This is a genomic window from Pseudomonas sp. PA-6-3C, from assembly GCF_021605825.1.
GTDB classification, from domain to species: domain Bacteria; phylum Pseudomonadota; class Gammaproteobacteria; order Pseudomonadales; family Pseudomonadaceae; genus Aquipseudomonas; species Aquipseudomonas edaphica.
Map to the genome: position 1 here is coordinate 58,880 of NZ_WKDV01000002.1, position 26,815 is coordinate 85,694.

21 protein-coding genes are annotated in these 26,815 nt (G+C 62.0%); 10 read left to right on the top strand and 11 right to left on the bottom strand.

Annotated elements, in window-relative coordinates; translation table 11 throughout:
- Positions 1-3 precede the first annotated feature (3 nt).
- The 3 genes from spoT to GIW48_RS02150 are packed head-to-tail and all read left to right on the top strand — an operon-like array spanning position 4 to position 3,314.
- Entirely contained in the window at positions 4-2,109 is a 2,106-nt protein-coding gene (spoT, locus tag GIW48_RS02140) for a bifunctional GTP diphosphokinase/guanosine-3',5'-bis pyrophosphate 3'-pyrophosphohydrolase (protein WP_016975931.1), read from the top strand.
- Between the two features lie 24 nt (positions 2,110-2,133).
- On the top strand, positions 2,134-2,514 hold the full coding sequence (locus tag GIW48_RS02145; protein ID WP_003176922.1) for a RidA family protein: 381 nt from the start codon (positions 2,134-2,136) through the stop codon (positions 2,512-2,514).
- 56 nt (positions 2,515-2,570) lie between these two features.
- Positions 2,571-3,314: a hypothetical protein gene (locus GIW48_RS02150; RefSeq protein ID WP_017135845.1), complete on the top strand. Its 744-nt coding sequence runs from the start codon at positions 2,571-2,573 to the stop codon at positions 3,312-3,314.
- Between the two features lie 126 nt (positions 3,315-3,440).
- On the opposite strand, the gene GIW48_RS02155 is transcribed toward GIW48_RS02150, so the two are convergent.
- Complete coding sequence (locus GIW48_RS02155; protein WP_017135844.1) at positions 3,441-4,292, bottom strand: SDR family oxidoreductase; 852 nt, start codon at positions 4,290-4,292, stop codon at positions 3,441-3,443.
- A gap of 189 nt (positions 4,293-4,481) precedes the next feature.
- Here GIW48_RS02155 and exbB point away from each other — a divergent pair, with 189 nt between their 5' ends.
- The 7 genes from exbB (at position 4,482) to GIW48_RS02190 (ending at position 12,513) form a co-directional block, all read left to right on the top strand.
- Positions 4,482-5,465, top strand: a complete 984-nt coding sequence (gene exbB / locus GIW48_RS02160; protein WP_017135843.1) for a tonB-system energizer ExbB — start codon at positions 4,482-4,484, stop codon at positions 5,463-5,465.
- A 6-nt stretch (positions 5,466-5,471) separates the two neighbouring features.
- Complete coding sequence (gene exbD / locus GIW48_RS02165) at positions 5,472-5,897, top strand: TonB system transport protein ExbD (RefSeq protein WP_003195519.1); 426 nt, start codon at positions 5,472-5,474, stop codon at positions 5,895-5,897.
- Complete coding sequence (locus tag GIW48_RS02170) at positions 5,894-6,643, top strand: energy transducer TonB family protein (RefSeq protein WP_017135842.1); 750 nt, start codon at positions 5,894-5,896, stop codon at positions 6,641-6,643. Before exbD ends, GIW48_RS02170 begins: the two co-directional genes overlap by 4 nt.
- 177 nt (positions 6,644-6,820) lie before the next feature.
- Positions 6,821-7,741, top strand: a complete 921-nt coding sequence (locus GIW48_RS02175) for a hydrogen peroxide-inducible genes activator (RefSeq protein ID WP_017135841.1) — start codon at positions 6,821-6,823, stop codon at positions 7,739-7,741.
- A gap of 8 nt (positions 7,742-7,749) precedes the next feature.
- A complete protein-coding gene (recG, locus tag GIW48_RS02180; protein WP_026013586.1) occupies positions 7,750-9,825 on the top strand; it encodes an ATP-dependent DNA helicase RecG in 2,076 nt (691 codons plus the stop codon).
- Positions 9,826-9,902: 77 nt separating this feature from the next.
- Complete coding sequence (locus GIW48_RS02185) at positions 9,903-11,303, top strand: aminoacyl-tRNA deacylase and HDOD domain-containing protein (protein ID WP_017135839.1); 1,401 nt, start codon at positions 9,903-9,905, stop codon at positions 11,301-11,303.
- 319 nt (positions 11,304-11,622) lie between these two features.
- Positions 11,623-12,513 (top strand): hypothetical protein, encoded by an 891-nt coding sequence (locus GIW48_RS02190; RefSeq protein WP_236460712.1) that lies wholly within the window; start codon positions 11,623-11,625, stop codon positions 12,511-12,513.
- A 57-nt stretch (positions 12,514-12,570) separates the two neighbouring features.
- Here the strand turns inward: GIW48_RS02190 and GIW48_RS02195 are convergent, their stop codons facing one another.
- The 10 genes from GIW48_RS02195 to GIW48_RS02240 all read right to left on the bottom strand — a co-directional run bounded on the left by GIW48_RS02195 (position 12,571) and on the right by GIW48_RS02240 (position 26,811).
- Positions 12,571-12,951 carry a hypothetical protein gene (locus GIW48_RS02195; protein ID WP_017135837.1) on the bottom strand — a complete coding sequence of 127 codons (381 nt, stop codon included), beginning with the start codon at positions 12,949-12,951 and terminating at the stop codon, positions 12,571-12,573.
- 124 nt (positions 12,952-13,075) lie between these two features.
- Positions 13,076-14,002, bottom strand: coding sequence for a type VI secretion system-associated lipoprotein TagQ (gene tagQ, locus GIW48_RS02200; protein ID WP_017135836.1), 927 nt, complete (start codon positions 14,000-14,002; stop codon positions 13,076-13,078).
- A gap of 84 nt (positions 14,003-14,086) precedes the next feature.
- Complete coding sequence (locus tag GIW48_RS02205) at positions 14,087-15,799, bottom strand: formylglycine-generating enzyme family protein (protein WP_099550256.1); 1,713 nt, start codon at positions 15,797-15,799, stop codon at positions 14,087-14,089.
- A complete protein-coding gene (locus tag GIW48_RS02210) occupies positions 15,792-16,976 on the bottom strand; it encodes an ABC transporter permease (protein WP_017135834.1) in 1,185 nt (394 codons plus the stop codon). Before GIW48_RS02210 ends, GIW48_RS02205 begins: the two co-directional genes overlap by 8 nt.
- On the bottom strand, positions 16,976-17,680 hold the full coding sequence (locus GIW48_RS02215) for an ABC transporter ATP-binding protein (protein WP_017135833.1): 705 nt from the start codon (positions 17,678-17,680) through the stop codon (positions 16,976-16,978). The genes GIW48_RS02210 and GIW48_RS02215 overlap by 1 nt, the downstream gene beginning before the upstream one ends.
- Complete coding sequence (locus GIW48_RS02220) at positions 17,680-20,658, bottom strand: serine/threonine-protein kinase (protein WP_170036689.1); 2,979 nt, start codon at positions 20,656-20,658, stop codon at positions 17,680-17,682. Before GIW48_RS02220 ends, GIW48_RS02215 begins: the two co-directional genes overlap by 1 nt.
- The gene (locus tag GIW48_RS02225; RefSeq protein WP_017135831.1) at positions 20,655-21,374 is read right to left on the bottom strand and encodes a PP2C family protein-serine/threonine phosphatase; all 720 of its coding nucleotides are present in this window, start codon (positions 21,372-21,374) and stop codon (positions 20,655-20,657) included. The genes GIW48_RS02220 and GIW48_RS02225 overlap by 4 nt, the downstream gene beginning before the upstream one ends.
- Positions 21,375-22,028, bottom strand: coding sequence for a type VI secretion system-associated protein TagF (tagF, locus tag GIW48_RS02230; RefSeq protein ID WP_017135830.1), 654 nt, complete (start codon positions 22,026-22,028; stop codon positions 21,375-21,377).
- Positions 22,025-25,525, bottom strand: coding sequence for a type VI secretion system membrane subunit TssM (gene tssM / locus GIW48_RS02235; protein WP_236460711.1), 3,501 nt, complete (start codon positions 25,523-25,525; stop codon positions 22,025-22,027). The genes tagF and tssM overlap by 4 nt, the downstream gene beginning before the upstream one ends.
- A complete protein-coding gene (locus tag GIW48_RS02240; protein WP_017135828.1) occupies positions 25,522-26,811 on the bottom strand; it encodes a DotU family type VI secretion system protein in 1,290 nt (429 codons plus the stop codon). Before GIW48_RS02240 ends, tssM begins: the two co-directional genes overlap by 4 nt.
- Between the last annotated feature and the right edge of the window lie 4 nt (positions 26,812-26,815).

Sequence of the window (26,815 nt, forward strand, 5' to 3'; positions counted from 1 at the left end):
ACTTTGCCGAGCATAGACGCCCTCGCCGATCGCTTATCGGCCTACCTCGGCCCAGACCAGGTCAACCTGGTCCGCCGAGCGTATTTCTACGCCGAACAAGCCCACGACGGCCAGCGCCGCCGAAGCGGCGAGGCGTATGTCACCCATCCTCTTGCGGTGGCAAATATTCTTGCCGACATGCACATGGACCATCAGAGCCTGATGGCCGCGATGCTGCATGACGTGATCGAAGACACCGGCATCGCCAAGGAAGCGCTTAGCGCGCAATTTGGTGAAACCGTGGCCGAACTGGTCGACGGGGTCAGCAAACTGACCCAGATGAACTTCGAGACCAAGGCTGAAGCCCAGGCAGAAAACTTCCAGAAAATGGCCATGGCCATGGCGCGGGATATCCGTGTGATTCTGGTCAAGCTGGCCGACCGGCTACACAACATGCGCACGCTGGAAGTGCTGTCCGGCGAAAAACGCCGGCGCATCGCCAAGGAAACCCTGGAAATCTACGCCCCCATCGCCAATCGGCTGGGCATGCATGCCATTCGTATCGAATTCGAAGACCTCGGCTTCAAGGCCATGCACCCGATGCGCTCGGCGCGCATCTACCAGGCGGTCAAGCGCGCACGGGGCAACCGCAAGGAAATCGTCAACAAGATCGAAGAGTCGCTGAGCCACTGCCTGGCGATCGACGAGATTGAAGGCGAAGTCAGCGGCCGGCAGAAGCACATCTACGGCATCTACAAGAAGATGCGCGGCAAGCGCCGGGCCTTTAACGAGATCATGGACGTGTACGCGTTCCGGATCATCGTCGACAAGGTAGACACCTGCTACCGCGTGCTGGGTGCTGTACATAATTTGTACAAACCCCTGCCGGGGCGCTTCAAGGACTACATCGCCATTCCCAAGGCCAACGGCTATCAGTCGCTGCATACCACGCTGTTCGGTATGCACGGGGTGCCGATCGAGATCCAGATCCGCACGCGAGAAATGGAAGAGATGGCCAACAACGGCATCGCCGCCCACTGGCTATACAAATCCAGCGGTGACGAACAGCCAAAAGGCACCCACGCCCGTGCTCGCCAGTGGGTCAAAGGCGTGCTGGAAATGCAACAACGTGCCGGCAACTCCCTGGAATTCATCGAAAGCGTGAAGATCGACCTGTTCCCGGACGAGGTCTACGTGTTCACGCCCAAAGGCCGAATCATGGAGCTGCCCAAAGGCTCCACGGCGGTCGACTTTGCCTACGCGGTGCACACCGACGTCGGTAACAGCTGCATTGCCTGCCGGATCAACCGTCGCCTCGCGCCGCTGTCCGAACCGCTGCAAAGCGGCTCCACGGTCGAGATCGTCAGTGCTCCCGGCGCGCGCCCGAACCCGGCCTGGCTCAACTTCGTGGTCACCGGTAAAGCGCGGACACACATCCGCCACGCCCTGAAGTTGCAACGCCGCTCCGAATCCATCAGCCTCGGCGAACGCCTGTTGAACAAGGTCCTCAACGGTTTCGACAGTGCCCTGGACAAAATTCCGACAGAGCGCGTACAAGCGATGCTCCACGAGTATCGCCAGGAAACCATCGAAGACCTGCTGGAAGATATCGGCCTGGGCAACCGCATGGCCTATGTAGTCGCTCGTCGCCTGCTCGGCGAAGGCGAACAATTGCCAAGCCCGGAAGGTCCGCTGGCGATTCGCGGCACCGAAGGCTTGGTGCTCAGCTACGCAAAATGCTGTACGCCGATCCCGGGCGACCCGATTGTCGGCCACTTGTCGGCGGGCAAAGGCATGGTGGTGCACCTGGACAACTGCCGCAATATCACCGAAATCCGCCACAACCCGGAGAAATGCATCCAGCTCTCTTGGGCCAAGGATGTCACCGGCGAATTCAACGTCGAGCTGCGTGTGGAGCTGGAGCATCAGCGCGGCCTGATCGCACTGCTTGCCAGCAGCGTCAACGCGGCCGACGGCAATATCGAAAAAATCAGCATGGATGAACGCGATGGTCGCATCAGCGTGGTCCAGCTGGTGGTCAGCGTGCACGACCGCGTGCACCTGGCCCGCGTGATCAAGAAACTGCGCGCCCTGACCGGAGTGATCCGCATCACCCGTATGCGTGCATAGCCCCTCTCTTACAAGGAGCAACTCATGACCAAGACTGTTATCACCAGCGACAAAGCCCCGGCCGCCATCGGCACTTACTCCCAGGCGATCAAGGCGGGCAACACCGTCTACATGTCCGGCCAGATTCCGCTGGACCCAAAGACCATGGAACTGGTTGAAGGCTTCGAAGCACAAACCGTACAAGTCTTCGAAAACCTGAAATCCGTAGCCGAAGCCGCCGGCGGTTCGTTCAAGGACATCGTCAAGCTGAACATCTTCCTCACCGACCTGAGCCACTTCGCCAAGGTCAACGAGATCATGGGCAAGTACTTCGAACAGCCGTACCCAGCCCGCGCTGCCATCGGCGTTGCTGCGCTGCCAAAGGGCGCACAGGTTGAGATGGACGCGATTCTGGTCATCGAGTAAAACACCCGGCGCAGCCTCAACAGGCTGCGCCGACTTCGTTTCAGAAGGATTTCATGATGCGCAAAGCGCTTGTAGCCACTTCGTTGCTCGCCCTGTTGCTCGGCGGCTGCGCCAGCAACCCCGCCGACCTGGATGTGAGTGGCACCTGGATCAACCAGGCCGCCATCAACGCGGCAGCCAAGGGCGGCCCTTTGCGCGAAGCGCTGCAGAGTTTTGGCCCGAACCTCGAATGGGAGGTCAATACCAAGGCTTTGCAGGCGCGCTACTACAACGGCTTTGAAGTCGCCGAAGGCAAGTTGCTCGGGGATAAATCCGGCGCCTGGAACGTCGAGTTCTACGGCAGCTCCGCCACCGAACTCAAGCGCAAAGGCAAACAACTGCTGCAAGTGGCCAACGATAACGAGCCCGAGCAACTGTTCGCCCGTGCCAAGGATCCCGCCCCGGAAGGTGCGCCACTGGGTGCCAACTTCGAACGGGCACTGTATGCAGCCTATATGGGCGGCGACTGGAAGATTACCGACGGCAACGGCGACGGTTCCACAGTGCAGTTCCAGGCCGACGGAAAGGTCGCCGGCCTGCCAGGCGTCGACCGCTACTCGCTGTGTCTGGCGGGCGACTGCGCCTCTATGAGCGGCGGCTACGACAGCATCTGGCTGCAATTGAACGGCCAGGGCAACCCCTGGATCTTCACGCGCAAAGGCAAGCAGTTGGCGATATTCCAAGCGATCAACACCGCGCTGGCCGACGAGGTGCCGCAGTTCACGCCCGGCCCGCGCCAATGGCTGCTTGAGAAGAAATAACCAGCATCACCCTGAAGCAAATGTGGGAGCTGGCTTGCCTGCGATGACGGTGGCTCAGTCGAGATAGAGGTCGACTGATACTTCGCTATCGCAGGCAAGCCAGCTCCCACATTTTTTGACTGCGTTTCAGCCCTTGAGAATCGCCGCATACCCTTCGCGATAAGTCGGGTAGGTCGGCACCCAGCCCAACGCCTTAGCCCGGGCGTTGCTGCATTGTTTGCTGCCGGCACGCCTTACACTGGCGTCATCCGCCCACTCCGTCACGCCCAGGTACTCGCGCAACCAGCCCACCACCTCCGCCAATGGCGCTGGGGCATCGTCGACCCCGATGTAGATTTTTTCCAGCGAGCCACCCTGCTCTACATGACGCAGCAAAAAGGCCAGCAAACCTGCCGCATCATCCGCGTGAATCCGGTTGCCATACAACGGCGGATCGATCGCCACGCGATAGCCCTGGCGTACCTGGGTCAGCAGCCATTCGCGGCCCGGGCCGTAAATCCCGGTCAAGCGCACGATACTCGCTGGGATCCCACTGTTGAGCGCGACCTGCTCGGCCTCCAGCATGACCTGGCCGGAATAGCCCGTCGCCCTGGTATCAGATGTTTCGTCGACCCACTCACCATTCTGCTGGCCATACACGCTGCTGCTGGAAACAAACAGCAGGTGCCTGGGCGCCTGGCCGTAGTCACTCAGCCACTCCAACACATGCTGCAACCCTTGCACGTATGCCGCGCGATACCCGGCCTCATCGTGGTCGGTGGCGGCCGCGCAATACACCAGGTAATCCACTGCGCCGATCGGCCAGGTCTCAGGACAATCCTTTTTGAACAGGTCGCCGGCAATGCCGATCACGCCATCGGGGAGCTTTGAAACATCACGGCGCAGGCCATGAACCTCCCAATTCGCGCCGAGCAATTGGCTAGCCAGCCGGCTCCCCACATCGCCGCAACCGGCAATCACAACAGAAGGCGCAGACATCATAAAACTCCGTTCTTAAAGGTCTAGATTAGCCCTCGCAGATGACGAGCGGCCAGAAAAAGCACAAATAAAGTTACTGTATTACTTCTGTTAACAAGAATTACTTGCAATAATAACGGCCCATTTGTCCTCGACCCTCAAGGGTCTGGCAGGACGATCACTCAATTTTTCCTCTCAGGTCCGGCCAGCATGACACGTAATACAAACCCCGCTTCGCCAACCAAGCTTCACAGCCCATCCCGCGCCTGGCGTGCGATTGCTGCGCTGCTGTTCAGCGTACTGCTGGCACCGACCGCTGCCTTCGCTGATGCCACCGCCCCAGCCGCACCGGCTGCTGCCGAGCACACCGGCGCTACGCCAGCTGCTCCTGTTGCCGCCCCGGTTGCCACAGACCCGGCCCAGGCTGCAGGCGACGTCGCACCTGCCGACGAAACCGGTGTAGTGTTGGAAGAAGACAACAGCCTGGGCATGGCCCATGACCTGTCGCCGTGGGGCATGTACCAGAACGCTGACGTCGTGGTAAAAGCCGTGATGATCGGCCTGGCCATCGCCTCGATCATCACCTGGACCATCTGGATCGCCAAGGGCTTCGAGCTGCTGGGCGCCAAGCGCCGTCTGCGCGCTGAGATCGTCCACCTGAAAAAAGCCACCACCCTCAAGGAAGCCAGCGAGAGCGCGACCAAGAAGGGCACCCTGGCCAACCTGCTGGTACACGACGCTCTGGAAGAAATGCGTCTGTCGGTCAATACCCGCGAAAAAGAAGGCATCAAGGAACGCGTCAGCTTCCGTCTCGAACGCCTGGTTGCAGCATGCGGCCGTAACATGAGCAGCGGCACCGGCGTGCTGGCCACCATCGGTTCCACCGCACCGTTTGTCGGCCTGTTCGGCACCGTGTGGGGCATCATGAACAGCTTCATCGGCATCGCAAAAACCCAGACCACCAACCTCGCCGTCGTCGCCCCCGGCATCGCCGAAGCCCTGCTGGCAACCGCGCTGGGCCTGGTTGCAGCAATCCCTGCGGTGGTGATCTACAACGTCTTCGCCCGTTCGATTGCCGGCTACAAGGCCCAGGTATCGGACGCGTCGGCAGAAGTCCTGCTGCTGGTCAGCCGCGACCTCGATCACCTGCCTACCGAGCGCAGCTCGCAACCGCACATGGTGAAAGTGGGGTAATCGGCCATGGGCCTGCATTTGAATCAAGGCGACGACGAACTCGTCGAGAACCACGAGATCAACGTCACGCCGTTTATCGACGTAATGCTCGTGCTGCTGATCATCTTCATGGTGGCCGCGCCGCTGGCGACCGTGGATATCAAGGTCGACCTGCCCGCGTCCAGCGCCAAGCCTGCGCCGCGGCCGGAGAAGCCGATTTTCCTCAGCGTCAAGGCGGACCAACGCCTGTTCCTGGGCGAAGAAGAAGTCAAAGCTGAAACCCTGGGCCCGGTGCTCGACGCCAAGACCCAAGGCAAGAAAGACACGACGATCTTCTTCCAGGCCGACAAAGGCGTGGACTACGGCGACCTGATGAGTGTGATGGATGCCCTGCGGGCAGCCGGCTACCTCAAGGTAGGCCTGGTCGGACTTGAGACGGCAGCCAAGAAATGATCACGACGCGCCACAAACTGACGCGTTATGGCACCAGCCTCGCCGTCGTGCTGGGCGTGCATGCCGTCGCGATCATCATCGCGCTCCAGTGGTCCGCGCCGCATCCGGTAACACTGCCACCGGCGGCGATGGTCATCGACCTCGCGCCGATGCCTGCACCGCCGCCGCCGGCTCCACCCAAGGTTGTCACACCGCCGCAGCCGCCTGCCCCCGTGGAAGAGCTGCCCCTGCCAAAACTGGCTGAGGCACCTAAACCAACGATCCAGGTGCCCAAGCCGGTCAAGCCAAAACCGAAGCCGCAGCCGCCCAAGCCGGTGGAAAAGAAGCCCGAGCCGCCCAAGGAAAAACCTTCCGAAGAACCGCCGAGCGAATCGCCACAAAACAATGCGCCAGCTGAAAAGTCTGCCCAGCCGGTTCCGGGCCCGTCGCCACAACAGGTCGCAGCCAAAGCGTCCTGGGAAGGCGCCCTGCTGGCGCACTTGCAGAAGTACAAGAAGTATCCGCCAGGTGCCCAACAGCGAGGCAAGGAAGGCTTGAACCGCCTGCGCTTTGTGGTCGATGCCGAAGGCAACGTGCTGTCCTACGAGTTGGTGGGCCGCTCCGGCAACGCCGATCTGGACCGTGCGACCCTGGACATGATCCGTCGAGCCCAGCCACTGCCCAAACCACCGGCCGATATGTTGAAAGGCGGCAGCGTCGAAATCGTCGCGCCATTTGTTTACAACATTGAGAAGCGCCGCCGGTAAGCGGCAAACGGTAGCCGGCTGGTGTGGGAGCTCCCACACCAGCCAGCTCCCACATTTGGTTTCACCACTTCAGCAAAATCCTCAACATTCCCCGCTCAATCCCCATCAAAGTTCTGATAACGTGCGTCTATCGATTGCAGCCGGTATGCTTGGCCCGCAACCTCATGGACGCCCGCTATGACTCTTACAGAATTACGCTACATCGTGACCCTCGCCCAAGAGCAGCACTTCGGCCACGCGGCCGAGCGTTGCCATGTCAGCCAACCGACGCTGTCGGTGGGTGTGAAGAAGCTTGAAGACGAACTCGGTGTGCTGATTTTTGAGCGCAGCAAGAGCGCCGTGCGCCTCACGCCGGTGGGCGAAGGCATCGTCGCCCAGGCCCAAAAGGTACTGGAGCAAGCCCAAAGCATCCGCGAGCTGGCCCAGGCCGGCAAGAACCAGCTGACTGCACCGCTCAAAGTCGGCGCCATCTACACCGTCGGCCCGTACCTGTTCCCGCACCTGATTCCGCAACTGCACCGCGTTGCGCCGCAGATGCCGCTGTATATCGAAGAAAACTTCACCCATGTACTGCGCGACAAACTGCGCAATGGCGAGTTGGACGCGATCATCATCGCCCTGCCGTTCAACGAAGCAGACGTGCTGACCCTGCCGCTCTACGACGAACCGTTCTACGTGTTGATGCCGGCCTCCCACCCGTGGACGCAAAAGGACACCATCGACGCCGGCCTGCTCAACGACAAGAGCTTGCTGCTGCTGGGCGAAGGTCACTGCTTCCGCGATCAGGTACTGGAAGCCTGCCCGACCCTGACCAAGGGCAACGACGGCGCCAAACATACCACCGTGGAATCCAGTTCCCTGGAAACCATTCGCCATATGGTCGCTTCCGGCCTGGGTATTTCGATCCTGCCGCTGTCGGCAGTGGACAGCCATCACTACGCCCCCGGCGTGATCGAAGTGCGCCCACTCACGCCGCCGGTGCCGTTCCGTACTGTGGCGATTGCCTGGCGCGCGAGCTTCCCGCGCCCGAAAGCCATTGAGATCCTGGCCGACTCGGTCCGTCTGTGCTCGGTGGCCAAGCCGAATGCTGCGAGCTGATTAACGGTATGACAGAGCTGTCGCAGGTGTCGGTCACCGCACTCAAAGGTGTCGGTGACGCCATGGCCGAAAAGCTGGCCAAGGTCGGCCTGGAGAACCTCCAGGACGTGCTGTTCCACCTGCCCCTGCGCTACCAGGACCGCACGCGTGTGGTGCCCATCGGCCACTTGCGCCCTGGGCAGGATGCTGTGGTCGAAGGCACCGTCAGCGGCGCCGATGTGGTGATGGGCAAGCGCCGCAGTTTAGTCGTGCGCCTGCAGGACGGCACCGGCGGCCTGAGCCTGCGTTTCTACCATTTCAGCAACGCGCAAAAGGAAGGCCTCAAGCGTGGCACCCGCGTGCGTTGCTACGGCGAAGCCCGCCCCGGTGCATCCGGCCTGGAAATCTACCACCCGGAGTACCGCGCAATCACCGGCGACGAGCCGCCTCCGGTCGATACCACTCTCACGCCGATCTACCCGCTGACCGAAGGCCTGACCCAACAACGCCTGCGCCAGCTGTGCATGCAAACGCTGACGATGCTCGGCCCCAAAAGCTTGCCCGACTGGTTGCCTCTGGAGCTGGCGCGCGACTACCAACTGGCGCCGTTGGACGATGCGATTCGCTACCTGCATAACCCACCCGCCGACGCCGACGTCGACGAACTCGCACTGGGCCATCACTGGGCCCAGCATCGCCTGGCCTTTGAAGAGCTGCTGACGCACCAACTGTCCCAGCAGCGCCTGCGCGAAAGTATGCGCTCCCTGCGCGCGCCGGCGATGCCCAAGGCCACGCGACTACCTGCGCAATACCTGGCCAACCTCGGCTTTGCGCCAACGGGGGCCCAGCAACGCGTGGGCAATGAAATCGCCTACGACCTCAGCCAGCACGAACCCATGCTGCGGCTGATCCAGGGCGATGTGGGCGCAGGTAAAACCGTGGTGGCCGCCCTCGCCGCCTTGCAGGCGTTGGAAGCCGGTTACCAAGTGGCGCTGATGGCGCCCACCGAAATTCTCGCCGAACAGCACTTCATCACCTTCAAGCGCTGGCTCGAACCGCTGGGCCTGGAAGTGGCGTGGCTGGCCGGCAAGCTCAAGGGCAAGACCCGCGCAGCGGCGCTGGAGCAGATTGCCGGTGGCGCACCGATGGTGGTGGGCACTCACGCATTGTTCCAGGACGAAGTGCAGTTCAAGAACCTCGCCTTGGTGATCATCGACGAACAGCACCGCTTCGGTGTGCAACAGCGCCTGGCCTTGCGCCAGAAAGGCGTGGGCGGGCGCATGAACCCGCACCAGTTGATCATGACCGCCACACCAATCCCGCGCACCTTGGCGATGAGCGCCTACGCCGACCTCGACACGTCGATCCTCGATGAGCTGCCGCCCGGCCGAACGCCGGTCAATACCGTGCTGGTCACCGACACGCGCCGCGTCGAGGTCATCGAACGCGTGCGCGGCGCCTGCGCCGAAGGCCGTCAGGCGTATTGGGTGTGCACGCTGATCGAAGAATCCGAAGAGCTGACCTGCCAGGCCGCCGAGACCACGTTTGAGGACCTCACCAGTGCCCTGGGCGAGCTGAAGGTCGGGCTGATCCACGGGCGCATGAAGCCTGTGGAAAAAGCCGCGGTGATGGCCGAGTTCAAAGCTGGCAACCTGCAACTGCTGGTAGCCACCACGGTGATTGAAGTCGGCGTGGACGTGCCCAACGCCAGTTTGATGATCATCGAAAACCCCGAGCGCCTGGGCCTGGCCCAACTGCACCAACTGCGCGGCCGTGTCGGCCGGGGCAGCGCCGCCAGCCACTGCGTGCTGCTGTACCACCCGCCGCTGTCCCAGATCGGCCGTCAGCGCTTGGGCATCATGCGCGAGACCAACGACGGTTTTGTCATCGCCGAAAAAGACCTCGAACTGCGCGGGCCCGGCGAAATGCTTGGTACTCGCCAGACCGGCCTGCTGCAATTCAAGGTCGCCGACCTGATGCGCGATGCCGACTTGCTGCCCGCTGTGCGTGATGCGGCGCAAGCGCTGCTGGAGCGTTGGCCGGAACATGTCAGCCCTTTGCTGGATCGCTGGCTCAGGCATGGGCAGCAATACGGCCAAGTGTGACGCCTGACTCACTTATCCAACCAACAGTTGTATCAAGCTGGTTATACTTCGGTGACTGTACGAAATTGGATCAGGCCATGTCAGAAGTTGCCCTCGCCACAGCCCCACTGACCGCCCCGCCGGTCATTCGGGCTCTGCTCGCAAAACTCGCCATCCCCTACACGGAAGTGACCGAACACGCCGGCCTGAATCCCGCACAAAAAGTCCAGGCAGTACTGCTGGAAGATGCCGTGGGCGCACTCATGGTGCTGTTCCCGCAAAGCCAGTTACTCGACCTCAACCGCCTGGCTGAACTCACCGGCCGCCGCCTCACGGCCGTGTCGCCGGACCGCATCGAGCGCATGCTGGCCAAGCACGACTTGAGCCTGTTGCCCGGCCTGCCGGTACTGACCAGCTCGCCGTGCCTGTATGAAGGCAGCCTGCTCAGCGAACCCAGCCTGTTGGTGCATTCCGGCGAAGCCGGGCTGCTGCTGGAAATCGCCAGCATCGATTTCAAGACCATGCTCACCAAGGCCAGCGCCGGGCACTTCGGCGAACCGCTGAGCAACATCCGCCCCAACCTCGATCGCCCGAACGATGACCGCGAGGAAATCACCCAGGCGATGCAGGCGTTCACCGCCCGCCGAATCCAGCAGCGTCTGGAAGCGACCATCGAGATTCCGCCGCTGGCCGACACCGCGCAGAAAATCATCAAGCTGCGCGTCGACCCCAACGCCACCATCGATGACATCACCAGCGTCGTCGAAACCGACCCAGCCCTCGCCGCCCAAGTGGTGAGCTGGGCAGCGTCGCCGTACTACGCCTCGCCGGGCAAGATTCGCTCAGTGGAGGACGCCATCGTGCGCGTGCTGGGCTTTGACCTGGTGATCAACCTGGCGCTGGGCCTGGCCCTGGGCAAAACCCTGAGCCTGCCCAAGGACCACCCGCACCAGTCCACGCCGTACTGGCACCAGTCGATCTATACCGCTGCTGTGATCGAAGGCCTGACCCGCGCCATGCCCCGCGCCCAGCGCCCGGAAGCTGGCCTGACCTACCTGGCCGGCCTGCTGCATAACTTCGGTTACTTGCTGCTGGCCCATGTGTTCCCGCCGCACTTCTCGCTGATCTGTCGCCACCTGGAGGTCAACCCGCACCTGTGCCACAGCTATGTCGAGCAGCACCTGCTGGGCATCAGCCGCGAGCAAATCGGCGCCTGGCTGATGCGCTACTGGGACATGCCGGACGAACTGTCCACCGCCCTGCGCTTTCAGCACGACCCGACCTATGACGGGCAATATGCTGAATATCCCAACCTGGTGTGCTTGGCGGTACGTTTGCTGCGCAGTCGTGGAATTGGTTCCGGGCCGGATGAGGCGATACCCGACGCCCTGATCGAACGTTTGGGCTTGAGCCGGGAAAAGGCTGAGGAAGTGGTCGGCAAGGTACTGGATGCCGAGGTGCTGCTACGCGAACTCGCGTCCCAGTTCAGCCAGGCATAAGTCTGTCGCCTGCTACATAGCTTTCGCAGGCAAACCAGCTCTCACACTTAACTGCGTTCCAACTGTAGAACGCGGTCGAATGTGGGAGCGGGTTGCCCTGATCTGGATGGTCGGATCCTGAATCGCATCATAATGCCAGTTAATTACTCCTCGCCTTTTGAGCGGCGAAGGCGAAAGTGACATACCTACCCAACGAAATCATGGCACTCTAACAACTTACAAATATAAAGTAACATCTGATACGGAACTGTCCCGCCCAACTAATCCACATAGAGCATGTCGGTAAGTTTTCTTACCATTAAAACTCTGGATTCTGCCTATGTCTATTTCATCCACCGTTAGCAACTTTATAACTAACAACCCAATAAGCGCCTACCCTTCACCTACAGCTACCGAACCCTCTGTAAACATCAACGGCAGTCTTACACCTCGCAGAGACCAATATGGGACCGTACTGGTTGTAACGACGCCTGACCCAGGCGCACCACAAAACGTCAATGGCCGCACTTATCACCCCGCCTCCGAAGTAAGAATTTATACGGGACATGCGGATGATAAAATCGATATAAAAGTTATTAATGATCGCGTCGTAGCCATTATCAATGGGCACGCCGTCAAGCTGGACATCGACGCCTCTAACCCCGAGGGCAATCAAGGCAAACTGTTCATAGACAGCGGCGGTGGCGATGACAGTGTAAAGATAGCCCCTGACGTCAAGACCAGTGTAACCATTCACACTGGCCCAGGCAAAGACACCGTGAGCACGGGTGGCGGCTACGCTCAAGTATATCTGGGCGACGGCAATGATACCGCTGAACTAGCCTATGGCGGCGGAGAATTATACGGTGAAAACGGCGATGATACCTTGGCAGGAGGCACAGGCAGTAACTTCATTAATGGTGGCGCGGGAAAAAACACTATAAGGGGTGGTACACCCAGCGATTCATCTCGAACAGCGATCTCCGCCGAAGGTACAAGCGACACTATTATTGGCCGCTCTGACAACACGTATATCCAGACCAAGGCTCAATTCACCTCTATAAAACTTTACCGGCAATTTGATAGCGAAGTCGACATTCATGAAAGTGCCGGAAATACCGAAACCAACGAATATAAGAGCCGGCAACATGTGACCGATGGAGACATACGGTTTTCAGGCAGATTCGACCCAGCCAAAGACCGTCGTATACGTGTGAACCAAGAGGACTAACGACCTACTTACAGGGGCTCTCCTCGGGGTTTTCAGTGCCCCGAGGACTCCAGAAAGCTAACCAGCTGTTTTTTTACGCGGCTTCAAATACTTGGTCAGCCCCTGGAACCAGATCACCAACGCCGGGTTGCCCTTGATCTGGATCGACTTGTCCTGAATCCCCGTCATGAACGCCAGTTGCTTGTTCTTCGCCTGCATCGTGGCGAAGCCGTAGGCGGCATCTTTAAAGGCGATAGCAAAGGCTGGCGCCGGGTGAACACCTGAGCGGCTGGTGATGCGCTGGTCTTTGACGATGAAGTGACGGGCAACCTTGCCGTCGAGGGTCTGCAACTGGAACGCCAGGTCTTTATCACCCAGCTGTTGCTGAAAGGCAGGATTGGTGCGGCTGGCTTTGCCCATCATCAGGCCCAGCACCCACAGCAGAAGACGAAATTTCATGCACACAGCCTCAGTGTATTTATTAAGTGGCCGCAGCAGTGTAACGATTTACCGGCAGAACGCCACCGATCTCGCGCTTTAGCAGGAGATCGGCAGGCGTTTAACGCTTATAGCAACATGTTGCTTAAACGTTAGGGCACGGCACTGGCGCCCAGTCGGCCAGGTTCGGATCGCGGCAGGTGCCTTCGATCTGCGCCTTGCCAGCGCTGGCGACCTGCTTGCTTTCAGCCTGCTTGGTTTGCACGGTCTGAATACTCTTCTCGGTGGTCACCGCTTCTTTCGGCACGGTTGGCAGCACCGGTTTTTTGGCGACTTTGGCAGGCGTCTTGCCTTTCTTCGCCGGCACCACCTGCGGCGTCGTGTCGGCCTGGGCCACGGTCACTACGTCAGCACGCTGCACACCCACTTGTTTCAGATCTTGCTCGTAAGCCTGGGTGTAGTTGTTCAAGTCTTCGCTGGCCTTGCCGTTCACTGCAACGATCAGGTCATTGGACTCTTTCAAGCCAGCCACGATTTCCGCCAGGCGCTTGCGGCCTTCAGTGTCGTTGACGGTCTTGGCCTTGCGGTCGGCCACCAGCTTGGTGAATGCGCTCTGATAGCACTGCTGGGACGCCTTGGCGTAGGCCGTGCTGCGGTCGATGTCGGACGCGCTTTTATTGAAGTCGGTGGAGTAGGACGCGATGCGCTGGTTGTCATCGGTGATCTGCTTCTGACGCTCGGTGTAGTAACCCGCTGCGCCACCCGCCAGGGCGCCGCCCGCTGCACCGATGGCGGCATTACGGCCACGCTTGTCGGAGTCGCCGGTCAACGCGCCCAGCAATGCACCGCCGGCTGCGCCAAGCGCCGCACCGGTGACGACCGACTTGGTCATGTTCGAATCGGTTGCACGCAAGTGCTGCACCGGCTCGTAGCAGTTGGGGTAGTACTCGACCTTGGTGCTCGACGCGACCTTGGAAGCCGGCGACGTGGCGCAACCTGTCAACACGGTGCTGAAACCGGCTGCGATCAGCAGCAGGTGACGCTTGGAAACCGCCTTACGGGAAAAAAGCATAGGTGTGTTCTCTTTTAAGTTTGACTTGCCCAGCACGGCCCACCGCCGCCTGAGTCCTTTCCAAGCTCGCCATACAACCAGCGGTCAAGACCGCTGACCGCTCGCTGCGAGCAATTCCTTCAAGATCGTTGCCGGGTCGGCCCGCTGTTGCTTGCGGTAGTTGCCGACATGGCGAACGAACAGTGTCGCGCGCGTCACCAGGCTCTTGCCGAGCACTGGCTTGCGATCCAACTCTTCCTTGATCCTTTGAAACTGGGCCTGGATCACCGCATCGGTGTAGCGCGTGCCGGTGGCCAGGTTGTCGATGTAAATCGCCACCGCGCCGTCGAGGGCGCTGCGGCCATTGGTGATGGCCATGTCGAACAGCTGCGCGCTGGCCTCATCCTTATTGTCTTTGGCCTGTTGGCGGCTCTTCTGCAAGTTGGCCAGGCGGATGTTGTAATTGCTGATGGTCTCGGCCACCAACGCGGCCGACTGGATCAGGTTGCCCGCGGCTTCTTCGCGCTGCTGGGCGATCAATGAAACGTTGCGTTTCAGCTCTTCGTTGACCAGGCCGAGTTCGGCTTGCAGCTTGGGGTCGACACTGGCGGCAATGATGCTGTCCAGGCGCTTGGTCGGGTCCTGGGCGTCATCGATGGCGTCAGTCAGCGACGCCAGGCGGCCTTCTTTCTGCCACTGGTCGAACAGCTCCTTGTAGCGCGAACGCGGCGCCGACAGTGCACCGATCGCCACGCGAAAACCGGTGGTTTCGTTGCTTTGCTCAGTGCCATCGGCAGCGAACAACGGGTACTCACGGCGCATGCCGGTAAACAGCGTGCCCTCGCCTTCCAGGTAGTTGCCGCCCTTGACCACAAAGCCCCCGTAGGTGCCCTGGCGGCGCCCGGCATGCACCAGCTGGAACGATTCCTGGACCATTTCCGCTGCGTTGCCGATCACGTCAAACAGGCCGATCGGGTTGGGCAATTTGGTGCCGATGGGCATCAAGCGCGCAGCCTGACCGGTGCCGCCGGCAACCTGGTTGAACACCGCGTAATCACCCAGCGGGCCGTCGCTCTCGCTGCCGTCGACGCGGCGCGGGAACAGTCGCCCTTCCAGTTCCTGACGGCTCACCGCCTGGCCACCGCGTGCGGCGTATTCCCATTCCACTTCGGTGGGCAGGCGCACAAAACCCAGGCCGCCGTCGTCGGCCGAAGAGCCGCGGCCGCTCACCGGCAGCAGCTCACGGTGGTATTTCATCAGCCAGGCGCTGTACACCGCCGAGAAACGTTCAGCTTCGAAACGCGATAGTTTTACCTTGGGCAAACGCGCGGCCATGCCGGTCGGCGCATCACAGGCTGGAGCTGGTTCGCCGCTGGCCAGCGACTGCGCCTGGGACATCACCTGCGCATACTGGCGGGCAGTCACTTCGTACTTGCCGATGAAATACAGCATCGGCTTGAGCGGAGTTTTGGCGTCGGTTTTCGGCATCAACGGCGCGATGACTTTGTTCCAGTCCTTGGGCAGATCCTTGAGCGTGAACTGGCCGTTGATAAAGTCGCGGCGGTAGCCGGAAATAAACGATTGCTGATAACCCGCCTCGCCTTCGGCAAAGGGGTAACCGAGGCTGATCTCGCGGTCATCCAGCGTGCCTTGGGCCAGCACGTAGGCGTAGCGGAACACCATGTTGCCTTCGCAGGGCAGCGGCAGGCTCACATCATCCGGCAACGGCTTGGGGTTATCCAGTTTGTCACTCGCTTCATCGGCCCAGGCCAACGAGGCCAGGCTCAGCGCCACACAGGCGCCCAGTAACTTATACATCTCTGATTCCTTCAGAAGCCTGGATCCGCGCCACTCGCCAACCGCCACAGGCCGCCGCCACGGCGCTGACGCCGAGGATTGCAACCAGGGCCAGGACGTAGTGACGCGCCAGCAGGTGACTGGCATATTCGCCCGCCCCTTGCACAAATAGTTTATTCAAAGCAGCCTCGGCCAGGCCATACAGCCCGGCGCTTAGCACGGCGGCAAACCCTGCGCTGTAGAGCGCCTGCAACACCACAAACAACAACAGTGCGCCGGTGGAAAACCCCAACAGGCGCAACACCGACAATTCCCGCCGCTTGCGCGCGACAGCCGCCAGCGCCCCGGCGAAGATCGCTGCAAACGCCCCGACCAAGGCCAGCCCGGCAATAATCCAGAACACCAACGACAGGTTGCGGCTCAACGACTGCACCTGGGCGATGGTCTGTGCCTGGGTCGACACCAACAGATTCTGCCCGGCGAAATACACCCGCAGCGGCTCCACATCAGTAAGGTTGCGTGCGTAAAGACGAAACGCCGGGTACACACGCTGCTCGTTCAACCCGACCTCATCCCCGTCCCAGCCCAACACCGGCACGGCACGGCCATCGCGGTAATCTTCCGCCGCTTCCAGCAAGCCCAAATCAGCAAACAAGCCGTCACGGGCGAAGGCTTCCAACGGCAACACCGCCAGCACCTGCAGGCGCGCGTTGCGGGCTTCGACACGCCCCGCCACTTGCCGCGCAAAGCGGGTTTCCAGCCAATCCCCAGGCCGCGCCGCAAGCTTTTCGGCTGCGGTGTGGCTCAGCACGATCTGGTCCAGGCCCTTGGGCATTGGCAAACCACTGAGCAACGGGTCACCCGCCGCCGTCGGCAGCATTTCCAACGCCAGCGTGCCCACCTGCGCGGTCGCCGCAATTTGTCGGGTACGCGGCACGGCAAAGGCCACATCGCTGCGCCGACCTAGCTGCTGGATAAATTCGCTGCTGAATCGACCACCGCCCAATGGGATAATTTCACGGGTGGCCGGATCGGTCTCCAAGCGTTCGGTCAAACTGCCAACCAGTCCAAATTTCAGGCCGAATAACACCAGCAGCGGCGCGATCACTGCCACCAGCGCCAGCACCGAACAGGCCGACAGCCAGGCGTCATTGCGGTAATCCTGCCAGGCCAGCGAGGCCACCAAGCCGATGCGCATCAGCACACCTCCCCGAGCGTGGCCGTGACGCCGCCATCAGGGTCGCGGCGGCAACCGATGCGCCGTACCTGCAAGCCGCTGGCGCGGGCCAGGGGTTCGTCATGGGTGGCGATCACGCAGGCGGCACGGTGTTCGCGGGCCTGGGCCAGCAACGCCTGCATCACGCGCTCGGCATTCAGTGGGTCCAGCGACGCGGTCGGCTCATCCGCGAGCACCAATTGCGGCGCATGGGCCAGGGCACGGGCGCAACTCACGCGCTGGCGTTGGCCCACCGACAGGTCCGCCGGTTTCTTCGCCAACTGGTCACTAATCTCCAGCTGCTCAGCCAGGCGCGCCACGCTGCCGTCATCCTTCAAACCCAGCAATTGCCGCGACAAGGCGATATTGCCGCGCACATCGAGAAAACCCAGCAGGCCGCCGGTTTGCAGCACGTAACCCAAGTGCTGGCTGCGCAGCGCAGCCAGGGTAGATTGCTGATCGGCACGCCATAGCCCGCCGATATCGGTGTTGTCGAATTCAAACCGGCCCGCCTGATCCGGCGCCAACACCAGCGCGAGCAAATCCAGCAAAGTGCTTTTGCCGCAGCCACTGGGCCCGATAATCGCCAACTGCTCACCGGCACGCAGCTGCAAGGCCGGAATCACCAGGCTGTAACGCTGGTTTCCCGTGCCCCGGCTTTTGTGCACCGCGCTCAAGTTCAGCATTACGGCAGCGTCGACAACGGTACGCGGTACAACGCATCGCCCGGCTCGGCATCGCCGAAACGGACCCAGTTGGCCACATCATTGTGAAAGGTTTCGTAGAGGCGGATTTTCGAATCCAGCTCGTCGATAAAGTCTTCCTGCTCGGCCACACTCAGCGACAACCACAAGTCCTGGGTCATGTTCAGCGACTTGCTGCGGTACGGCAGGCCTTCCAGGTATTCACCGAGCAGGCCACCATCAGCCAGGTTGCCGCCCTTGCGCAGGGCCTGCGGGTCACGGCTCATATAGGCTGAAGCGCTGGCAATTTCCTGGAAGAAATCCTTGGGCGAGGTCTGGGTTTTACGCGCGGCATCCACGATCAGTTTCAGCGATTGCTGCAGGTCGTTTAGCTGCAATTTTGTGAGCATCACGCACACCTGGAACGCCGGCAGCGCCGGATTGGTCAGGTCACGATCGGCGGTCCAGGCGCTGACCAGTTGCGGCGCCTGGCTGGCGGTTTTACGGCCGAGGAAGTCCATGTGCATGGCGTAGCCGACTGCTGCGGATTTATCCGCCAGGCTCGGCGCGCTACTCAGCAGCGGCACCGGTTGCGGTGTGTCGCTGCGGACCTGGTGCACCAGGTTGGCGAACACTGTGCCAATCTCATCAACCCGCTCGCCCAGCTTGTGTACATCACCCCCGGGCACCGGCGTGTAAAGGTCGCCGATCTGCGGGTTGGCGTCTGCGGTCAGCACGCGGTACTGGGTTTCGGCACCGGCGTGGGTTTTCTTGCCGGCATCGGTACGCAGGTGCAGGGCGTAAATCTTGATCTGCTTGCCGAGTGCTGCCTGGCGCACTTCGGCTTCGTTCATCTGGGTGGCGGTGAACGGGTCGTTCTTGCGCAGCGCGCCGGCATCGGTGACCAGCAAAATGATGCGCCCGCCGTAGCCAGACCAATCCATGCCATCGACCGCCTGCATCACCCCGGCAAACGCGTCCTCATTGAATGAGTGGCTGGACACCGTGGACGCTTTGACCTGGCGCGCCATATCGAGGAAGCGCTGCGGGTCGCGGCCCTGATCAAGGCTGATGAGCGTCTTGGCGACGTATTCCAAACCAGGGGTTTTCTTGATGCTGTTGCGAAAGCCCACCAGCCCGAAGCTCACGCTATCAAGCTCACCGCGCTCGGCAATGCGAGTTTGCAACTCATGCACCACATCGCGAACCTGGTCGATGTAAGGCTGCATCGAAACCGTCGTGTCGACCACCAACACCACGGCCGTGCGGAAAGCGTCTGCGGCGATTGCTTTGGTGGCCGGCTTGGCCGCCGCGCTGCCCGGGTCGATGGACGCCACATTGAGCAACTGCACCGGCTGGCCGTTTTCGTCGAAGCTCTCTTTGGAATCAAAAATCGGCAGCAGGTAAAACTGGTTTTGCGGCACAGCACTGGCTGTCGGCTCAAGCGCCAGCACCTGTTGATTGTCTTCGCGGTTCTTCTGCGCCTTGGCCAACACGTTTTTGGCGGCGGCGGGATCAGCCAACAGCTTTTCCACCTGCGCCGATTGGCGCAGGAACATCACCGGCGCCCGGCCCGAGCGCTCGGTAAACTTAAGCACCAGGCTTTGCTTCCAGTCGCTGACTTGAGCGGCGGGCAACCAACCATCGCTGCGCCCATCGGTTGCGGCGCCGACACGCACCCACGGGCTGCCGTCGATGTCTTTGCGCTGGTAAACATAGAGCACCGAAAACGCCGGCAGGGCTTCGTCTGCGGCACCACCGGCATCATGGGACAGCTTGGCGCCCGGCTTGCTGAGCACGCGCTGGAACAAGGTCTTTTTACCGGCCATCAGCAACGGCCGCTGGCCGCCATCCGCCTCGGCCACCACCGGCTTTACCTCCGGCGGTGGCGTGGTCTTGGGCACCACGGCGACAGGCGGTTTGGCAGGTTCATCGCTGCCGCTCAGCCACCAGTAACTGGCGCCACCAATGGCCAGTGCAACCGCCACAGCGACAGCGGCCAGGGCCAGCACCGGGCCACGGCGCTGCTCGGACACGGCGCGGTGTTGCGTGGGAGTTACCACCGGTTGACGCACCGGTTGCGGCTGGGGTTTGTCGGTCGGAATCTCGATGGACACTGGCGTCATTCCGGCCAAGTCAAAACTCAGCGGAATCGGTAACGGCCGCACCAGCGTGGCTTCCGGCGAATCCGCGGGCAGTTGGTCGAGCGCGCGCAGCAACGCCGCCGCATCCGGAAAACGCTCGGCCGGGTCTTTGGCCAGCAGCTTGCGCAGCACCTCCTGATAACGCCCGTGGTGCACCGGCAGTTCCGGCAGCGGCTCGGTCAGATGCGCCAGCGCAGTGGACAGCGCATCGGTGCCGCTGTACGGCAGCTTGCCGACGAGAATTTCGTAGAGCACCACGCCCAACGCATACAGGTCGGCGCGGCCATCAATTTCCTGGCCACGCGCCTGCTCCGGGCTCATATAGCTCGGCGTGCCCACGGCAAAACCGGCTTGGGTGAACTGGGTGCGATCGTCCAGGGACTTGGCGATGCCGAAGTCTGACAGCACGGCGGTACCGTCAGCGCGAAACAGAATGTTCGCTGGTTTGACGTCGCGGTGTACCAAACCCTGTGCATGCGCATAGCCCAACGCCGAAGCGATCTGGCGAATCAGCGTCACGCCCTGCTCCGGCGTCAGGCCGGCGGCGATACGCTCCTTTAGCGTGCCGTTGGGCAGGTATTCCATGGCCATGTAGTACAGCTCACCGACATTGCCGATGTCATGGATGGTCACCGTGTGCGGATGCGACAGGCGCGCCAGCGTCTTGCCCTCGCGCAGGAAGCGCTCGCAGAAGCTCGGGTCGGCCGCCAGCGCCGCCGCCATCACCTTCAAGGCCACCTTGCGCTCCAGCGAGCGCTGGGTCGCCAGGTACACGCTGGCCATGGCGCCTTCGCCGATCTCGCCTTCGATGTCGTAGCCAGGGATCACAATGTTCATGGCGAGACCTTCACGACAATGGCAGTGATATTATCCGGCGCGCCACGGTTGAGCCCCAGGTGCACCAGGCTGCGCACGATTTCGTCCGGCGCGTCGTGGCTCAGCACTTCACGTATTTCATGGTCTTCGACGGTCTTGTTCAGGCCATCGCTGCACAGCAGGTAGCTGTCGCCGGGGGAAATCAGCAGGTCAGTCACCGCCACTTCCAACTGCGCCTCCACGCCCACGGCGCGGGTGACGATATTGGCGCGAGGATGCACGCGCGCGTCGGCTTCGCTGAGCAGGCCGCTGTCTTGCAGGTCCTGCACGTAGCTGTGATCGCGGGAAATGCTGTCCAACTGCCCTTCGCGCAGGCGGTACAGGCGACTGTCGCCGGCCCATAAACACACGCCACGTAGGCCACGTGCGGCGAGCACCACCACGGTGCTGCCCATCATGCTCACGCCACGGTTGGCGGTTTCTTCACGCACCGTGGCGTTGATGCGGATCAGGTCATTGCGCAAGGCCGCCGAGTATTCATCGAGAGAGCGCCCCACCGGCACGTTGCGCAGACTGTCGACGATCAAGCTGCTGACGTAATCGCCGGCCGCATGCCCGCCCATGCCATCGGCTACCACCCACAGGCGGTTTTCCGGCAGGTCCAGGCACGCGTCTTCATTGACCTGGCGCACCATGCCCACATGGCTTTTGCTCGCGGATTTAAACGTCGCCCCCATCTACACCACACCTTCTTGTCCGAGCAAAAACTGCGCAAAATCGCCGGCAGCCGGCAAACCCTGGCACCGCAATAAACCTGGGGAAATACGTTGTGAGCCACGGCCCCACCACAGGCTGGCACCCTCACAAGCCTGCTCGGCCAGTGCGGTCATGCGGCTGTGGGGCACGGTGGCGGCGACCCGCTGCAGGCCCGCGAAGCGACTGTCTACCGCGCGCGGTTCACTGGCCGGGATGCCCAGGCTGTCAACGCCATCGTTAAAGCCTTCAAACGTAGCGCCAGTATCCAGGGTGCTGAGCAACAGCTCTTCAGCCTGCTCAAACCACGTATCCGGGCCACCCACCAATGACGCCGGGTTAGTGTCGTGATCAAGCAACGCCACCACGGCCAACGGGAAATAGCGCCCGACCCGATCAATACTCGGCATCACCACGCCTGCCGCCGCGTCCGGCCCGCACACGCCCGGCGCCAGCACAAAACGCCACAACGGGCTGACCAGATAGACGTTGAGCCAATCGCCACCCAGGCTGCTCTGGCTGGCGAGCAAACCTGCGGCCAGCCAGCTGTCCCACGGGCCGATAAAACTCTGGGGCAAGGCGCGGCTGACAAAGTCACCGCGGCTGGCCAACTTGCCGTAGAAGCCCAGCGTGTTCATAGCCGCTCCGGCAGGCTGAAGCCACTGAGTACGCGGCTCTTGAACGGGTTGAAGGCGCTGTTGGCGCGCAACTCGTAGGCGATGCTCGCGCCATCAACCCGCAAACGCAGGTTGAAGCGGTCCGGCGAATTGCCGGCGCTCAGGTCCGATTGCTCCAGCAGACGGAACCATGCCCATGGGCCGTCCAGGGTCACGCCGGAACGGCCACTGGCCGACGGCGGCGTGATCGAAATACGCACCACGCCGATACTGCCGGGGTTCGGCCATTGCATCGCTACCGGCCGGCTTGGGCCGTGGTCGTAGCTCAGTTGCTGGCCGTCGAGGTCGAGCAGGAACTGAGTGATGGTCGGGTCCATCGACACCGGCTTGAGCTCGAAACGCACGATCGGCTGGGTGCCCCCCGATCTAAAGAACGCGTCACGAATAGCCGCCGCACGCTGGAAGGTTTGCAGCACGCCCGGCGCGATCCCAAGCTTCTGCGCCGCGCCCGGCTGCCAGCGCCAGGTCTGTGCGGACGTATCCACGTAAGGCTGCAGGTATTTGCGGAAATAGTTATCCATCACCCCGCCCACGCCGAAGAACTGGCCGAAGTCATCGAGCGTGGCGTCCCGCGCGCTACCCGGCGACATCGGATAACGCCCCGCCAGAGACTGGCGATACACGTTGACCACTTCACTCACCCACGCCGCATTCAGCTGGTTACGCACCCCGCCCATCATGCTGTTGGTGGTGGAGTTGACCACCGACTTGACCATGCCCTGCACCAGCGGCGGCTGGCGCTCGGCATTCAAGCTGACCCGCGTGGCCGCAGCGGCCGCCTGGTTCTTGGCCTCGCCAAGCAAGGCGTCGCCACTGGCGCCGACCATGGCGCTGACTTGCACATACAGCGCGTTCATGTCCGCCAACAGGCCGTCGATGGCCGCCGGTTCGCCTTCGTTTTTGCTGACGATGCTATTGAGTTCGGCAAAGTGCGCGGTCACCGGATCGTCCGCCGCTTGCGGTGCATTAGCGCTTGGTTGCTCCTGGCCGAGCAGGCTGCCGAGGCGTTCCTTGAGCTTGTCGACGCCGCCTTCCACCGGCACGCCTTTGGCGGCCAATTGGCGTTCTTCAGCTTGCAGATCGGTCTCTTTGGCCACGGCTACCAGCAGCTTTTTAAGCGGCGAAGTGGGGCCGGAAATCACCCGCAGCACATCGGCCGCCTGGGCCACGCTGGTGATCGGCACAAAGTCGATGTCCGCGAGCAAGGCGTCCCATTGGCGCTGGTAGTCCTGGAAGTACAGGCGGCGCACGTCGGCGGCCAGGCTCACCACGTTCTGCTGATCGGCTTGCTCACGGCCCAACACCCATTGTTCTTCCGCGAGCGTGCCAGTCTGGTTCAGGCTGCTGAGCAGGAACGCCTGGCGATAGCCTTTGGCAGTGAAGAACCCACTCAACGGTTCGCCCAATGGCTTGCCGCTTTTACGGCTGAACACCAACGCAGCATCGCGGCCGGCGGCTTCGTTGAGGCGAAAGTCGGGGATGCCCTCGGGCAGCTTCTGGCGCTTGACCCGGTCGTACACGCGTTGCGCCACCGGCAGCTGTTGCAGTTGGCGACGCAGGTCATCGATCAGGCGTGGGTCCAGCCGCGCATTCGGCGGGTGACGGTCGAACAGCGCCTGCAAGTGCCCGGTCAACGCCTGGCGCTGATCGGCCGGCAGGTCACGCGGCAGGTTGCGGTCCCAATCCAGGGCGACCCAGGCCTTGATGAAGTCCGGGTCGTAGTGCTCGTTATCGGCGAGCATCAGGTAGGCCTTGAGGCCCTCGTAGAGGAAGTCGGAATTGCCGCCGCCATGCAGTTGCTCTTCGATGCGCGTCACTAGTCGCGGCGCGAACACGGCGATCAAGAGCTTGCGATAGACACTGGCGGATTCGGCTTCAAGCATATCGCCCTGATACAGGCCCAGGCCTTCGGACCAGCTCGGCGAATCGCCCGCGAGGTTCTTCACCGCGTTGAGCAGCGGCAACACTGCCAGCACTTCACGCTGCGCCGGGCTGAGGTTTTGTACGGTCTGGCCCAGCGGCGCAACCTTCTGGTCAACCTGGGCGATATACGCCTGGTTGGCACGATAACTCACCCACCAGAGGCCACTGACCACCACCACAAGGGCGATGGTAGCGGCCAGCACACCGCGTGCAATCCACTTGCGGCGGCGCTCGACTTTCGGGTTCACACCCACCAACCCACGCTCGGCAAACGCCACGGCGGTGAACAACTTTTCGATGAAATAACTGCGCCCGGTGCCGCTCTGTCGTGCCAGGTGCTGGCGGTCCAGGTTCATGCTCTGGGCCATGGCGCCGATCAAGCGATCAATCGGGCTGCCTTCCTGAGTGCCGCTGGTGAAATAGACTCCGCGCAGCAACACGCGCTCTTCGAAGGCGTTGGGTTTGAACACGCCTTCGAGGAAACTTTGCAGGCAATCTTTCAACGCGCCGAACTGCTGCGGGAAGCCGTAGATCAGGTCACGCCGCGCCGGGTCACGCTCCTGTTGCAGGCGCTCCACCAGCCGCTCATTCAGGCGCTGCTCAAGACCCGCAAACTCGCTTTGCAGATGGGCCAGCGGGCTGTCGCTGTTTTTGCCGTCGTCCAGGGCGAAGGTCATGCCCCACACCTGGGCGCGGTCTTCCTTGCTCAGGTTGTCGAAGAACTCCATGAAGCCCGGCACCAGGTCGAGCTTGGTCAGCATCAGGTAGATCGGGAAACGCACGCCCAATTGGGTGTACAGCTCCTGGATCCGCAGGCGAATCGCCGCCGCATGGGCGGCGCGTTCGGCCTCCGTACCGAGCAGCAGATCCGAGAGGCTGATGGCGATAAACGCGCCATCAATGGGCCGACGCGAACGCTGCTTTTTCAGCAGATCGAGAAAGCCCAGCCACGCGGCTTTATCCACTGTGGAGTTGCTGTCCTGGGTGGTGTAGCGGCCGGCGGTATCGAGCAAAACGGCCTGGTCGGTAAACCACCAATCACAATTGCGCGTACCGCCAACGCCGCGCACAGCACCGGCGCCCAACTGCGCAGCGAGTGGAAAGTGCAGGCCGGAATTGACCAGCGCGGTGGTCTTGCCCGAACCCGGCGGCCCGATGATCACGTACCACGGCAGCTCATAGAGATTGCGGCGCTCATCACCGCCGAGCTTGGCCTTTTTCAGCAATGCCAGGGCTTCGTCCATGCGCTGGCGCAAGGTCGACAACTCTTCGGCCGTGGCGACGCTGTTGGGGTCGGCCGGGGTTTCGGCGGCGAGGCTGCGCATCACTTCGGCGGCCTGGCGGCGCGCCTGGATAATGCGCACTACGCGGTAGGCGATCCACAGCGCAAACACCAAGATAATCAACATCCAGCGCCGCCCTTCCGGCACCAGCACATCGAGCAACGGCCCCACAAACCAGATGATCAGGCTCAGGGCAATCAGGCCCAGCACGGGGATCACCCAGCGAATCATAAAACTGAAAAACGCCTTCACTCGACGCCCTCCGCCAATACGGTGATTTCAACCCGACGATTGCGGGCACGGCCTTCGGCGGTGGCGTTGGTCGCCACCGGCTCGGTGTCGCTGCGGCCTTCAGCGCTGAAGCGATCCGCCTGGCCGGTCTTGGCCGCCAGGATGTCCAGCACCGACTTGGCCCGCGCTTCGGACAATGCCCAGTTGGACGGGAAGCGCAGCGTGGCAATCGGGCGGTTATCGCTGTGCCCGGTCACGCGGACCTGGCCCTTGACCTTGCGGATGGCGTCAGCGATGCGCAGCATCAGTGGCTCGAAGTCATCGCGGATGCTGGAGCTGGCAGACGCGAACAGTTCATCGCCGCGAATCGTCACCACGGAACGGTCAACCTTGTCTTCCACCGCCACGCGGCCCGCCTTGATGTCTTCCACCAGGAAGCCGGCCAGACGCGGCCGCTCAATGACTTTGGGCTGCGCCACCGGGCGGTCGATGGCCTGCACCGGAATCTCGCCCAGGGCATGGATATTCTTGAACACCGGCTCCGCATCCGACGCCAGTTTCATGCGCAAGCCAAACAGCAACGCCAGCAGCAGCGCCAGGCCGATGGCCACAGCGATCCACGGCGGCATGAATTGCGCGAGGCGATCACGTGCCACCGTCACGCCGCGCCAATGCGGCGAGAGTTCGCGTTCGTGCTCGCCACGCGCACTGCGAATCGCTGCGGCGGTGCGTTCACGCAAGGCTTCCAGCTGGCTGCGACCGTCATTCATCACGCGGTAGCGGCCTTCAAAACCCAGGCACATGCACAGGTACAGCAGCTCCAGCAGGTACAGGCGCTCACGCGGGCTTTGCAGGCAATGGTCGAGCAACTGGAAGACTTTTTCGCCGCCCCAGGCTTCGTTGTGCACGGTGATCAACAAGCTCTGCTTGCCCCAGTCACTGGCACTGCCCCACGGCGTGCTGAGCACGGCTTCATCGAGCGCCGTACACAGCGCGTAACGCGCCAGCAGCACTTCGTTGCGCGCCACACCGGCGGCTTCGGCGCGCTCTTCGAACTGGCGCAGGTAGGCCAGCAACTGCGCACGCAAACTGGCCGGCGCCGGATGGGCGATGGTGTTGCGCAGGCGCGTCAACAGCGCCAACAGCGGCCCGGCGGCGCTTTCCAACGGGTTCAGGCCTTGGCTTTTGCCGGTGAGGATCGGCGCGGCCGGCATCGACAAAGGCGCCGGTTCGGCACGTGCAGGTTCCGGTGCACGACCACCTGGGCGAGGCATGAACTGGGTGCGGTCATCATCATTGGGATGCATCGCC